The sequence below is a fragment of the Microcoleus sp. Pol12A5 genome (assembly GCF_036701435.1).
In the GTDB taxonomy this organism is placed as follows: Bacteria; Cyanobacteriota; Cyanobacteriia; order Cyanobacteriales; family Microcoleaceae; genus Microcoleus.
Map to the genome: position 1 here is coordinate 32,523 of NZ_JAUBQU010000047.1, position 14,288 is coordinate 46,810.

Below are 14,288 nucleotides of genomic sequence, written 5' to 3' on the forward strand. Positions count from 1 at the left end.
TCTCATACTTATTTGAAATGACTATACCTGCAACTTTTACATAAAAATCGGGGAAGATTCCGAGTTACTGCTGGCGTGACAAATGCGATTTTTGCCTTCGGTTTTGGCTTGATAAAGGGCGCTGTCAGCGCTGCGAATTAGGGTGTGGGGAGATTCCTGGGCAGAAGGAATCGCTGTCGCAATGCCGCAACTGAGGGTAACGTAGGGGCCGATCGACGATCGCGCGTGGGGCAGTTTCAAGCTGGCGATGCCGTCGCAAATTTTCCGGGCGACAGCGTTTGCCCCTTCGGCGCTAGTGTTGGGCAGCACTAGGGCAAACTCTTCGCCACCGTAGCGGGCAGTCAAATCCCCAGCCCGGTTGGTGGATCTGGCGATCGCCCCGGCAACTTGGCGCAAACAATCGTCCCCGCCCAGATGCCCATAAAACTCGTTGTAAAGTTTAAAAAAGTCGAGGTCAAACATAATTAAAGACAGCGGAAGTTCCTCTCTTGCCAATCGGCGCCACTCTAAGCTCAAAACGCGATCGAACTGGCGGCGATTGGCAATGCCAGTCAGTCCGTCAGTAGTTGCCAGTTGCTGCAATTTTTGATTGGCTATTGCTAGCTTGCGGTAAAGTTGAGATTGTTCGATCGCGATCGCCACTTGATTTGCCAAGTGCTGTAAAAAATCAATTTCCCACTGCTGCCATTCCCTGACACCGCAGCAATTGTATGCTGTCAACATTCCCCACAAACTATTGCCCTTTTCTGCGATCGTATCCGGCCAATTTTTACCCTGCGCCTGCTGGTTGTCACTCGCCTGATGCCAAATATAATTTTCCGCTGCATCTTGATTTTTCTCGACTTCCCAAACAGTGGCTTCTTGTGTTTCTTTTGCCGTTTCCCAGTCGCCTGATTGCCAAATTGGCACGCTGATAACTGCTGCAATTTCACAATCTGCCAGCAATTCTTTGCAACTGCCAGCCAAGGGGGCAGTGCTGACATCTGCTATTGCTTGTACCGACTGGGATTCGACTAAAACAAAGCATGACACCGCCAAAGCAGCACTAATATTTTGGTTTTCAATATAACCTTCTGGCAAACCGTCACCGGCGACGATCGCACCTTTTTGCTCTTCCCCATCCAATTGAGACACCCAATCCTGACAGCGATAAATTAAAACGCGATCTGTTTGGAGGAATTGGCGCACTTCTGCAACCGTACATTGGAGAATGCTTGCCGGATCTATTGACGATCGAATATGTTCGATCATTTTGCCCAACAGCCGCTGTCGAAGAGCCTGCTGTCGCAATTGTTCTTCGATTTGCTGGCGTTCGATCGCGTAATGGATTGCCCGCACCAGCAGAGTTCTGTGAAATCTTCCCTTTACCAAACAATCTTGAGCGCCCCAGCGCAATACCGACCGGGCTATATTTTCATCATTGATATCTGTCAGCACCACAATTGGCAATGTGGGCCATCGCCCTTTCAAAACTGCGATCGCCTCGCTTCCTCTCAAGCTGTCTGACACTGACAAATCTAATAGTACGGCGTCAAACTTGTCTACTTCCAGACGCCCAACTCCTATCTCCAGAGATTTAACAGTTTGGAGAAGAAATAGAGACTCGCTGAATGACCCTAGAAGGTCTTCGATCATTGTCGGAGCTCCGAGGTCATCCTCAACCAACAAAATTTTCAGACATTGGTTACATTTTAACACAACTATAGCGTTCGGAGCGGGTCGAAGGCAACTTTTTTTTGAGAGCGATACTTGCGATCGGCAAATATTTCGGCTTATCAAATTCACTATACACTCAAACTATGGATTTAGCCCTCCATTAAAGTTTACATATCCGGCGGCAGTGAAACGATTTCAAACCAATACTCACATACAGCCTTCATTACTTCAAGCAATCCTTCAAAAGTGACTGGTTTGGATATGAAAGAATTGGCTCCTAAGCGGTAGCAAAGCAAGATATCTCCTCGGCGGTGGGAAGTTGTGAGCATTACAACCGGAATTTGTTGCAAATGGGGGTCAGCTCTGATCGAAGTTAGTGTTTCGCGCCCGTCCAGCCTCGGCATATTCAAATCCAAAAGTATCAAGTCTGCCTGATGCCAATTGCTGCTAGCCAAATATTGACCACGGCGGTATAAATAGTCTAGTACCTGTTCTCCATTTTCCACAAATTCGCTCGTAATTGCTAATCGAATTTCTCGCAGTGCTTCCTCCATCAAAAAGCGCGTATCCTCGTCATCGTTTGCTATTAAAAGAGTAAATTTTTTCTTTTTATAACTCACCGCTTTGCCTCACTACGAACGTCCTTTGTGAGGTTGCGTGATTTGGAGCCGTGTCTGAGTACCTGCACAGCATCTCTTTCTATCATCCGGTAAATCAGGCTGAGAACACTAAAAGTATGTTGCAGCCATTTCCCGTTTTTCTCTATTTGCAAAGGTTTGCGAATTATGCTTGTTTCACTTTCCAGTCTGTCCGAGAACCGGCAAACTGCAAACATATTACAAATCCTTCTCCGCGAACTACTAGGGAAACTATTGCATCCCAAAGCAAGATGCTCTGGATACTGTTGAAAAAAATTAACAAGTCTTGCGCGCACCGCTGATTTATAAGTTGTATAAGGATAAAGCTAATAGATTTATATTGATACATTTTTAGCTCGCTGTCATCAGTGAATATGCTACACTTTACAAGCATTTTTGTAAAGAAAACATAAAGATGATTAAAGCTTAAGTAAAGGACGAGTAACTCCTTCAGGCGGGATGTTGACTTCACTTTGGTATAGGAATAGAAAAATAAAAAGTCGAGCCTCGATTGGGTTCTGATTCTACCCACAGGCTGCCACCGTGTCGCTCGACAATTCTTTGACAAATCGCTAAACCGATACCAGTTCCCGAATACTGTTTTTGTGTGTGCAAGCGCTGAAAAATCTGAAAAATTCGCGGATGGTACTGTGAGGCAATCCCAATACCATTATCCTGGACTGAAAAAACCCAGCTATCCCCCTGATGCGAAGCCTGCACCTGCACCACCGGCGCCTCACTGCTGCGGTACTTAATGGCGTTACCAATTAAATTTTGAAACAGTTGCAGCAGTTGAAAACAGTCACCTGTTACCCTTGGCAAATTCCCCTTAGTAACTGAAGCTTGATTCTCGCGGATAGCCAAATGCAAATTAGCACAAGCATCCTCAAAAACCCGATTGCAATCTATCATGTCAAAAGGTTTCTGACTGCGGCCGACCCGCGAATACTCCAGCAAGTCATCAATCAGCGCCTGCATCCGCTCGCAAGAATTAACAATATTGCGGATGAATTTATTCCCTTGGGCATCAAGTTGGTTGGTAAAGCGTTTTTCTAATAGTTGAGCGTAGCCGGCAATCGTACTCAAAGGCGCTTGCAAATCGTGAGAAGCCACGTAAGCAAACTGTTCTAGTTCCGCATTAGAACAAGTTAATTCTTGAGCGTAGCGGGTTTGAGTGTCTAAACTCTCTTGCAGCAATTCTTGTACCAGCTTGCGCTCGGAAATATCCTCGATCGCACAAATCAAATACTGCAGCGTCCCCTTGACATCGCGCATTGCCGAAACAGTAACATTTGCCCAGCGCACTGCCTCATCTTTGCATAGCAAACGCTTTTCCACAGAAAAAGTTTGAATCTTCCCGGATAACAGTGAACGCAGGTATTCTCTGTCCACTTCTCTGTCATCTGGGTGAGTAATTGCCTCCCAATTTTGCTGTAACAATTCGGATTGTGCATAGCGGACAATTTGACAAAAGCCGGGATTTACCCGCATAAATTTACCGCAAAGCGCGGTTTTAGCTATGCCGACCGCAGCTTGCTCGAATATCGCGCGGAAGCGTTCTTCGCTGTCTCGTAGGGCAATTTCTGCTCGTTTGCGATCGGTAATGTTACGAAATGTTACTGCCAGACCATCGTTTAATTTCACAGCCACAATGTGCAGCCAAACAATAGTATCTCGCTCCTGTTCGTAATAAAATTCTTGGTCTACAGTTTCTCCTGTTTCTACTACAGACACATACAAATCAAATAACCCGTTATGGCTAACTTGGGAAACTTTCGCTAACAAATTTTTGCCAACTATGTCATTTAATAGCAGACCATAAAATTTTTCAGCGGCCGGGTTGATCAAGAGCCACTGGAAATCTACAATATTTCCCTCATTGTTGCGGACAGCAGAATAAGCCACCACACAGTCTAATGAACTATTTAATATGCTAGAAAGCAGCGACTGGGACTGTTGCAGTTGATAATTTTGTTCTTTTAATTGCTGTTGCAGTTTTTGCAAGCGGACTTGCTTGTCGATGCGTGCTAAAACTTCTTCTACTTGAAATGGTTTAGTAATATAGTCAGCACCTCCTACTCGAAAAGCTTGTAACTTATCGTTCATTTCATCTAATACGCTTAAAAATATCACGGGGATTTGTTCGGTTTCCGGTGTCGCTTTCAGTCTCCGACAAACTTCATAACCGTTCATTTCCGGCATTCTAATGTCGAGTAAAATTAAATCCGGGCAATGGCCGATCGCAACATTCAACGCCAGTGGACCGCAAATAGCTCGGTAAACTTGATACCCCTGGGATGTTAGCAGTTTGGATAAAAACCGCAGATTGCTTGGTTGGTCATCAACCACCAATACTTTAATTTCGCTATTATCCATTTATTTTAAACTCGATTGAGTTAAATCCATTATCTTGTCGAGTCGGTAATCGGCAAGCAAATCTTTTAAAGCCTCAGCTAAAGTTGGATGACTTTCCCAGATGCGATCGACAAGTTGAATCGCCAGCTCTTCATTAACATCATTAGCTGCTTCGTAGAGTTCCTGCACCCAGCTTTGAGGCATTTGAGCCAGTAGCTCTCCGAAAAATGAATCGGGTTTTTCGTTCACACAATAACGCCGTAAAGCCCCGACTGGGAGCCGGGGCAACTCTTGATAAAGATAGCGCACTTCCAAGTAGCAAGCCATCTTATCAAAGAGGATTTGTTCTTGAAAAGGTTTTCGCACAAAATCGTCGCAACCTGCGGCGATAATTTCGCCTTTTTTTTCCTCAAAAGTGCTAGCAGTCAGAGCAATAATTACAGTTCGCCACTGAGTTTGTTTCTCTTTCGCTCTAATTTGTCTGACAGCTTCAAAACCGTCCATTACCGGCATTCGCGTATCCAGCCAAATTAAATGAGGCTGCCAACTTTCCCAAAGTTCAACCGCTTGGTAGCCATTTTCCGCTTCTCGGACTTCAAAACCAATTGGTTGCAACATTTTAACCAGCAGCAGCCGATTTTCTTGATTGTCGTCAACTGCTAAAATCCGATAAATCGGTTGATCTGCTTCTAGCCCGATCACGCGCTGCAATGTCGCCACTGTTATTTCAGACGAAATAGCGGCAAATACTCGGATATTAAATTTAAAACTTGTTCCCTCACCTAAAACACTTTTTACCCAAATATCCCCACCCATTATCTGCACGTATTTTTTAGTAATTGTCAAACCCAACCCCGTACCATCAGCCGCTTTTCTCCCCGCTTGTGTTTGCACAAAAGCATCAAATAAAGTATCAATTTCTGCTGCTGCTATGCCAACTCCCGTATCTTCAACTTCAAACAAAATTAACAAGGGTTCGACTGAGGTAGAGTTAGGATGACTTTCCGATTCTGTCGGCTGCTGCTGGTTGGTTTCCACGCTCACGCGCAGCCAAATACGGCCCCCGTCGTGAGTAAATTTCATGGCATTTCCCAGCAGGTTAATTAAGCAGACGCGCAGCTTGTTTTCGTCAGTTTTTATATATTGGGGAACATTTGCCTGGACGGAAAATCTCAGTTGCATTTTTTTTGTTTCAGCTTTGATTTGAAACATTTCTTCGAGAGTGTCGAGGAGTTGATAAAGGTCAAAGCTGCGTTCATCTAAGCCAATTATCCCTGCTTCTATTTTCGACAAGTCTAAAACATCGTTAATTAGTTCCAGCAAATGTTGACCGCTGCGGTTAATAATTCGGAGGTTTTCAAGATTTTCGTGGCTGAGCAAAGAGTCGCGACTCATGACTTGGGTAAAACCCAGGATGGCGTTCAGGGGCGTCCGCAATTCGTGGCTCATGTTGGCAACAAATTGACTTTTTGCGAGCGATGCGGCGGCTGCTGCTTCTTCGGCTTTTTTGCGTTCTATTATTTCTTCTTGCAGTTCTTTATTGCGATCGAGCAATTGTTTTTTCAGTCTCTGGATAGTCAGTTGGTGTTCGATTCGTGCTAAAACTTCTGCTACATGAAATGGTTTTGTGACATAATCTACCCCTCCAACTTTAAACGCGGTTACTTTGTCCAATACTTCATCTAAAGCACTGATAAAAATAACGGGAATTTCTGAAGTATTCGGATCTTCTTTGAGCTGTGTGCAGACTTCGTAGCCGTCCATTTCCGGCATTTTGATGTCGAGCAAAATCAAATCGGGAGAACCAGAGCGCGCGGCTCTGATTGCCATTTTGCCGTTAATTACGCCGCGGACTTTGTAGCCCCGATCGCACAGCGTTGCTGATAAAACTTGCAAATTTTCTGGAGTATCGTCAACAATTAATATGTTTCCTTTATTTTCTTCTATTTGATTGTTGGTCATCGCTGGCTATTTTTTGTTAATTTAAGAATTGTTGAAATTATGAAAACTGGTTAAATATTCATTATAGCACTCCCTCCTCAATCAACTCCTTTTATATTTACAGAACTTATCCAAGTTAAGATTTGAGATGTGAGATTAAAGAATTGGGAATGACTGATGATTACCAGGGTGTGGAGCTTGGCTACAAGTAAATTAGCCGATCGCCTGCGGACGAGTTTACAAATCGGCGATCGACCTACATCATCAATAATCCTGAACCTGCCCCTATTATCCCTTCTTCTTTCATCCTTCAACAATTTCTAAACTCCTCAATCAAATCGATAATCCGATCACACCGGAAGTTATTCGCCAAATCGGCGATCGCGCTGCGGAAACTCGCATTAATAGGAGGAATCGACAACAACAGCCGAAAAATCTCCTCGTTATCAACCGCATCCGCCGCAGAATACAATTCATCAACCCATTCAGCAGGCATACCTTCCAAAAATGAAGTATTGAGCGTAAAAGCCAAATCAGCCGTTTCAGTGGCCGTGGAAACCTCCGCAGACATCGCAGCATCAGAACTTAGTGAAGCTTCTCGATCGTAAACATAGCGGACTCCCAGATACTTAGCCATCTTTTCCAGAATCACTTGCTCCCGAAAAGGCTTCGCTACAAAATCATCGCAACCAGCAGACAAAATCAGCGATCGCTCCTCATCAAAAGCACTTGCAGTCAGAGCAATAATCACCGTTGCTTGACCTTTCAAATGCGCTTTAATCTGTTTAGTAGCTTCGTAACCGTCCATCACCGGCATCCGCATATCCATCCAAATCAAATGAGGTTCCCAACTCGACCACATTTCCACAGCTTGAACGCCATTTTCAGCTTCCTGCACCGCAAAGCCGAGCGATGTCAGCATTCTGACCAACAGCAAGCGGCTTTCCAGGCGATCGTCAACAGCTAAAATCCGGTATTCTCGCTGTCCGGGTTCGAGACCAACCACTCGGCGAGCTGTTTGAGCAACCTGAATTTCCACTGCATTAGGGAGCGAGACTTTAACATCAAATCTAAAAATGCTGCCGCGACCGAGGGTGCTTGTTACCGTCATCTTCCCTCCCATTAACTGAACGAACTGCTTGCTGATTGGCAAGCCTAAACCGGTTCCTTCTTGAGCTTTTTTCCCGCTTTCTGTTTGCGCGAAAGGTTTAAACAAATTCTCCATTTCTTCCGCAGAAATTCCTGAACCTGTGTCTTCCACTTCAAATAGCAATGAGCACCTCTCACTTAGCGAATTTTCTGCAGAGCTTTTATTTTTTAGCAGCTCATGTTTGACTCTCAAATTAACACCACCTTCCGCAGTAAATTTAATAGCATTCCCGACGACATTTATCAATACTTGTCGCAACTTACTTTCATCAGTTTCTATATATTGAGGTAGATTTGGTGGGCAATCAAAAATCAACTGCAAACCTTTTTTTTCGGCTTGCAGCTTCAGCATATGTTCAGTATTTTTTATCATTTTGTGCAAGTCGAAAGTGCTGTTATTAAGTGTGACCAGGCCGACTTCAATTTTTGACATTTGCAGAATATTGTTGATCAGAACGAGCAAATGTTCTCCGCTCTGAATAATAATTCCTAAGTATTGCTGTTGATCGGCACCGAGGTCTGGGTCGCGGGCTAGCAGTTGGCTGAAACCGAGAATGGCGTTGAGGGGAGTTCGCAATTCGTGGCTCATATTCGAGAGAAACTCGCTTTTTGCTCTGTTCGCTCTGTCGGCTTCTTCTTTAGCTTTTCGTAGAACTATTTCAGCTTGCTTCCGTTCGGTAATATCGCTAGCAGTTCCTGTTGTGCCGATGATGTTTCCTTCAGCGTCCATGCGCGCGATCGCCTTGGTATTTACATCAATCTTTCTGCCGTCTTTTCCTAATACTATATTTTCGTACTGAAACACATTTTTTCCCGTTAGCAAGCGCTGCTGAAGTTCCCATTTCCAGTCTATTTCTCCTGGAGCTAAAAAATCGTTAAAAGAACAGCCGAGCATTTCTTCAGGCTCGTAACCGTATATTTGTTTAACTGCTTGGTTCACAAAAGTAATGTGTCCTTGAGCATCACAAGACCAGATAATATCTTGGGAAGTTTCAACTAAATGACGGTATTTTTCTTCGCTCTCTGCTAGGGCTATTTCTGCTAGCTTGCGTGGGGTAATGTCCATCAAAGTTGTGAAGAGTTTTGTCACTTGCCCTTGTTGGTTGACAACTACTTCTCCTCTGGCTTCGATGTAGCGGATAAAGCCGGCTTCACTTATTTGTGACGGGGAATTATCCGCAGCAATTTGGGCTTCCGGTCGCAGAATTCGATATTCCAAACTGTAAGATTGCCCGCTAGCAATAGCAGTGTCGATCGTTGTTTGCCACTTTTGTCGATCGTCCGGATGTACGTATTGCGAAAACTCAGCTAGTGTTGGCGCAGGCTGGGTTGGATCGAGCCCAAAAATCCGAGATAACTCTTCCGACCAAGTAGTTGTGTTGGCAGAGAAATCGCATTCCCAATTACCGACACGGGCGATTCTTTGGGCTGCTGCTAAAGAAGCTGCTACAGCTCGGAGTTTTTCTTCGGCTAATTTGCGATCGCTAATATCTTGAATTACAGAAATTACGCAAGTCTCGCCATGAATGTCAATGATTTCTGCTGACAACAGCCCGGTTCTGAGTTCCCCTGTTTTAGTGCGAAAATCAAATTCGTAGTTGAGAATAATTTGTTTTTCATCTAACATTTTAAACAACTCGGCGCGGGCTTGTATATTTTCCCAAAGATTCAAATCAAGCGCCGTGCGATCGAGGATTTCTGCGGCTGAATAACCGATGCTCTGGCAAAAAGCCTCATTAATTTCTAAATAACGACCGTCATTAAGTCTGGTAATAGCAATCGGGTTGGGAGAAGAACGAAAAGCTTTAGCAAACTTTTCCTCAGACAAGCGCAGTTGTGCAGTCCGCTCCTCGACTAAAGTTTCCAGTTCTTGATTCAGCTTTTGGAGTTGAGAATTTTGTTCCGCTAATTGCTTCTCCCTAAAATAGCTGTTAATCGCTTCTTTTACCGTCAACTTCAAATCTTCCGACTGCCAAGGTTTCGAGATGTATCGGTACAATTTAGCATATTTAATAGTATTCGCCACTGCTTCTAGGTCTGCTTGCCCCGTCAGCATAATTTTGATAGTTTTTGGCGAAATTCTGTGAATCTGCTTCAGCAATTCGTCCCCTTTAATATTCGGCATCAGATAGTCGGAAATTACTGCTACAATTTCGCAGCCCTCTGCCAGTAATTCCTCGATTAACTCTAAAGCATCTTCCCCGCCTTCAGCGGTTTCTAATAAATGTTCTTCCCCCAGGGTTTTTTTTAACTCAATTTTCAAACTTTGAAGAATTATCGGTTCGTCATCCACGCAAATAATCACAGGTTTATTATTCATATTTTTGTCAAACCAGATTTTATAGTTTCTACTAATTCTTTGCGCTCCCATGGCTTGTACAAACAACGGTGCAAGTTTGCTTGCTCTTTCACCCGTGCTATCGCTACTTCGTCGGCTTGCCCTGTCAGCATGACTTTCACAATTTTAGGATATTTTTGGTGAACCATAATCAAAAAATCATCTCCTTTAATCCCTGGCATTAACCAGTCAGATACTATGACCAAAATATCACTTTCATCTTCTTTTTGAATTTCCTCCATAATTTCCATAGCTTCATCTGCATTTTCTGCTACTTCATAGAGGTAAGCATCCCCAAATTCTTTTTTAAGTTGAATTTTTAAACTATTTAAGACCACAACTTCATCGTCAACGCACAAAATTACTGGTTTAGGCATAAAGCTTCACTTCTATTAAAATTTAAAACTTCGGTATTCCCCTCTTTTTTTTATTGCTCTCAAGGAATTTCGATAGGCAAGAATATAGTAAATTTTGTTTGACCAGGCACGCTTTCTACGTTCAGTTCACCTTGGTGTTTTTCCAGGATTTTTTGAACTATATCTAATCCCAAACCACTACCTTCCCCTGGAGGTTTAGTTGTGAAAAACGGCTCAAAAATTCTCGGCATAATCTCTGGGGGAATCCCTGGACCACTGTCAGTAATACTGACTGATATTACGTTCGCTTGGTGTTTGACATCAATTTTTAACACTCCTTTGTTGCCCATCGCTTGTAAAGCATTGTGAATCAAATTTGTCCAAACTTGATTTAGTTCATCAGGATAGCATAGCACAGAGGGCAAATTAGTACCATAGTTTCTGACTACTTCCACACCGTGTTTGATTTGGTAGTGGTAAAGCGTTAAAACAGTATCAATACCGTCGGTAATATTAGCGATAACTTTGGAACCAGACTGGTCGTAACGAGAGTAGCTTTTCAAAGCAAAAACGATTTTGGCTGCCCGATCTGTGGCAGTAGCAATATTTTTAGTGCTTTTTTGTACCGTAGCAAATTGGTAGGCGGTTTGTACAATATTTCGACTTTGGCTGTCTTTCAACAAAGGTAAAAAAGGTTCTACATTATTGCCGATGCCGATATCTAATAATGTACAAGCAAGACTGGCGGCGTCGTCAATTTTTTCTGATTCTAATTGCCCCTGCAAAAGTTTTTTTAACTGACGTTTTTCTTTACTAGATAATCTATCTGTTTCTTGGCTGGACTTGTGTAGCAAAGCAAAGAAATCCTGTCGCCGTTCCGGGGATAGTTGTTGAAAAAATATCGGCAACTGCTGCAATTGTTCCGTCCAGAAGTCGGCGATGTTCTGCACAGAAGAGCGAATCGCCCCTAAAGGAGAATTGATTTCATGAGCAACTCCGGCAATTAACTGTCCGAGGGCTGCCATTTTTTCTGATTGAATGAGTTCTTTCTGAGTCCGCTTCAGTTCTTCTAAGGTATGAGATAACTCTGCATTTTTTTGGCACAGGGCTGACTCGGCTATTTTGCGGGCGTTGATGTTGCGGGCAACCCAAATGACTGCATCTTTTGAGAACAGAGAAATGCAGGCGGAAAACCAAATTTCGCGACCAGAAACTGTTAAGCTGTAGTCAAAATTGAGAGTTTGTTGTGTTTCTAACACTTGCTGAACTAACACCCACCAATCATCCGGGTTGTCGTCGTCAAAAAAATGTTCTATGGTCAAGCTGACTATATCACAATCAGGCTCAGAAGCCGCTGCCACATTCGTTGGCAAAACTTCTATATTCCGCTGACTGTCTAGCACGAGAACGATGTCTGTCATCGCTTCAAAAACGGCGCGGACTTTCTTTTCTGAAAAGTGTAATTTTTCTTCGAGCAATTTTCTACCGCTAATTTGTTGCTGCAATTCTTCGTTACTGGCTGCTAGTTGAACCGTGCGGTCTAGAACTCGCTGTTCGAGTTCGGTGTTGAGGCGGCGAACTTCAGCTTCAGCGGTGGTGCGGTCTTCTATTTCCTTTTTTAACTGACTGTTGGCATTAATTAATTCTAAAGTTCGTTGTTTAATTTGTTCTTCCAAATTATCATTTAAAGTTCGCAATTTTTCCTCTACTTCTGTTCTCCGCAACGCTTCTTTTTGCAATTCTTCGTTCATTTTGTTCAACTCCTGAGTTTTGTGTGCAACTGTTTCCTGCAAAAGCTCGACATTTGCGTGCATTTCTACCGGATCTAAGGCTTGCAGCAGGCTAATTTCAGTCACAATTCCGGCTAAATATCCTTCTTCGTCCACTACCACCAAGCGCCGGATGCGGTGCTGCTGCATTAACTGATGAGCCTGCCACAAAGTGGCTTTTACCTGCAACTGTATCAGCGGAAAACTCATCGCGGCGGTGACGGGAGTGCCTGCGAAATCTAGTCCAGAAGCTTGGAATTTAACAATGTCGCGTTCTGTAATTATGCCCACAGGTTTCTGATTTTTGTTGCCGCTGTCAGTGCCAATGACTATGCAGCTTTTTCCCTGGGATATCATCTGTTTTGCGACTTCTAAAACTGAGGCGCTGCTTGAGATAACTATTACTTGTGCGGTCATAATTTCTTCGGCGCGCCACATTTTCAGTAAGTCTGCCGGTTTGAGGAGTTGACGGATGCTTTCGCAGGTGATAGCCCCTAGCAAGTTGCCACCTTCGTCTAGGAGGGGTAAATGACGGATTCTTTTTGAGTGCAATATATTTAATACCTTGAAGATATTCCCCGCTTTATCGAGGGAAATAGCGATCGGGTTTTCAGTCATCACCTCAGAAATTGCCACCCCTGCTAGCGAAATACCGCTAGCAGTTATTTTCACAACATCGCGTTCTGTAAAAATTCCGAGCAATTGCTGCTCAAACCCGATTAAAATGCAACTGGCACTCGCCTCCGTCATGGCAGCAATTGCGACTTTCAAGGGTGTGTCTGGAGGCAGCACCGGCGGTTTGGGGTCGATCGCCTGTTCTAGCAAGCTTTGGGCATCAGAAATTATTGTTGACATGGGCAAATTAAGGGGGATAGATGCAGGTGGAACCGGCACTTAATACGATTTTAGATTTCCGATTTTACAGTCACAGCACGCTCACCGCAATCGAGATTTGACATCGGTCTAGAGTTGCATTTTTACTAGCGCATTGGTATGATTTTTAGTGCGATCGCGCTAAACGGCGATCGGAATTGATACCATACACGTCCTTTGGCCGATAACTGATGTTACTTCTATTTTACCCAAATGTTTTTTCACACTTTTTTTAACAATCTCCTTTTCCCACCCGCTGCCTTAGTCGGCGGGTATGGTGGTAAAGAACGGCTCAAATATTCGTGGCCAAATTACCGACTTATTCAGTTGCCACTGACGAACAGGCTTGGATTTTCTGCTCTCACCTCTACTTTGAAAAATCGGCAATTCTCTATAGCTTGTAAAGCATTGTGCCTCAGATTTATCGAAAATTGTTTTACTTCGTCTGGACTCGACAACAATTGGGGCAGTTGAATTTGAGAATTTATGACAAGTTTTACTAAGTATTTTAGTTATTTTGATTAAAAGTTAGTATAGTTTTAATGGGTCAGTAATTTGGGAAATCAGTTTGCTACTATCATAGATTTATATAGCAAAACCATTGGATTTGTAAATAATCGATTCAATCATCACAAGCGTTTCAGGTTATTCTACATTCACGACTCAAATAGACTTGCTATATCAATTTTTTTAATTAAAAATTACTTGTATGGCTCTCTAGCAAATTTTGTTGACAATATGTGAACAAATGACAGAGAATATCTGCCTGAATCAGTCATTTAAGCAGCCTTTGATGAAATATGTGATAGCCGTGCAACTTTAGGGATTGCTTCTGTTGAGCAAGTAGGTTACTATATTCAGCAATTTCGCGTTTTATTTCTGTAAGTTCTTGCCCTACAAAATAGGAATATTGAGATTTTTGGCACAATAACCGATAACTTCAAACTCAGCATTTTTGAGAGCACTTTAATAGCTTTCTCGGAACACTGGCCGGGTTTCCCTGACATGAAACTTGCTGTGAGCTATACAAGCTGCTACTAAATATAATATCTTGCCTCAGAGGCTGTGGGCATTTAACCTCGATAACTGTAGCTACGTGTTGCAGTAAGTAGCAGCCCAGAAAATCACGGTGCCCGCATTCGTAACAAGTTAAGCTTGGATGGCAGTTGTCAAGGGGATTTGAGAAGATGCTTCAAAGAAAAAGCAGTCAGAC

Annotated in this window: 8 protein-coding genes; all 8 read right to left on the reverse strand. The window is 43.3% G+C overall.

What is annotated here, in order from left to right:
- Positions 1-36 precede the first annotated feature (36 nt).
- Positions 37-1,785, reverse strand: coding sequence for a diguanylate cyclase domain-containing protein (locus tag QUA45_RS14630; protein ID WP_333221259.1), 1,749 nt, complete (start codon positions 1,783-1,785; stop codon positions 37-39).
- Positions 1,786-1,823: 38 nt separating this feature from the next.
- A complete protein-coding gene (locus tag QUA45_RS14635) occupies positions 1,824-2,276 on the reverse strand; it encodes a response regulator (protein ID WP_333100030.1) in 453 nt (150 codons plus the stop codon).
- Positions 2,273-2,491, reverse strand: a complete 219-nt coding sequence (locus tag QUA45_RS14640; RefSeq protein ID WP_333100029.1) for a hypothetical protein — start codon at positions 2,489-2,491, stop codon at positions 2,273-2,275. Before QUA45_RS14640 ends, QUA45_RS14635 begins: the two co-directional genes overlap by 4 nt.
- A 271-nt stretch (positions 2,492-2,762) precedes the next feature.
- Positions 2,763-4,670 (reverse strand): PAS domain S-box protein, encoded by a 1,908-nt coding sequence (locus QUA45_RS14645; RefSeq protein ID WP_333221261.1) that lies wholly within the window; start codon positions 4,668-4,670, stop codon positions 2,763-2,765.
- Positions 4,671-6,611, reverse strand: coding sequence for a response regulator (locus QUA45_RS14650; RefSeq protein ID WP_333221263.1), 1,941 nt, complete (start codon positions 6,609-6,611; stop codon positions 4,671-4,673).
- Between the two features lie 289 nt (positions 6,612-6,900).
- Positions 6,901-10,059, reverse strand: a complete 3,159-nt coding sequence (locus QUA45_RS14655; RefSeq protein ID WP_333221265.1) for a PAS domain S-box protein — start codon at positions 10,057-10,059, stop codon at positions 6,901-6,903.
- Entirely contained in the window at positions 10,056-10,454 is a 399-nt protein-coding gene (locus tag QUA45_RS14660) for a response regulator (protein WP_333100025.1), read from the reverse strand. The genes QUA45_RS14655 and QUA45_RS14660 overlap by 4 nt, the downstream gene beginning before the upstream one ends.
- A 59-nt stretch (positions 10,455-10,513) precedes the next feature.
- Positions 10,514-13,057 carry a CBS domain-containing protein gene (locus QUA45_RS14665; RefSeq protein WP_333221267.1) on the reverse strand — a complete coding sequence of 848 codons (2,544 nt, stop codon included), beginning with the start codon at positions 13,055-13,057 and terminating at the stop codon, positions 10,514-10,516.
- Between the last annotated feature and the right edge of the window lie 1,231 nt (positions 13,058-14,288).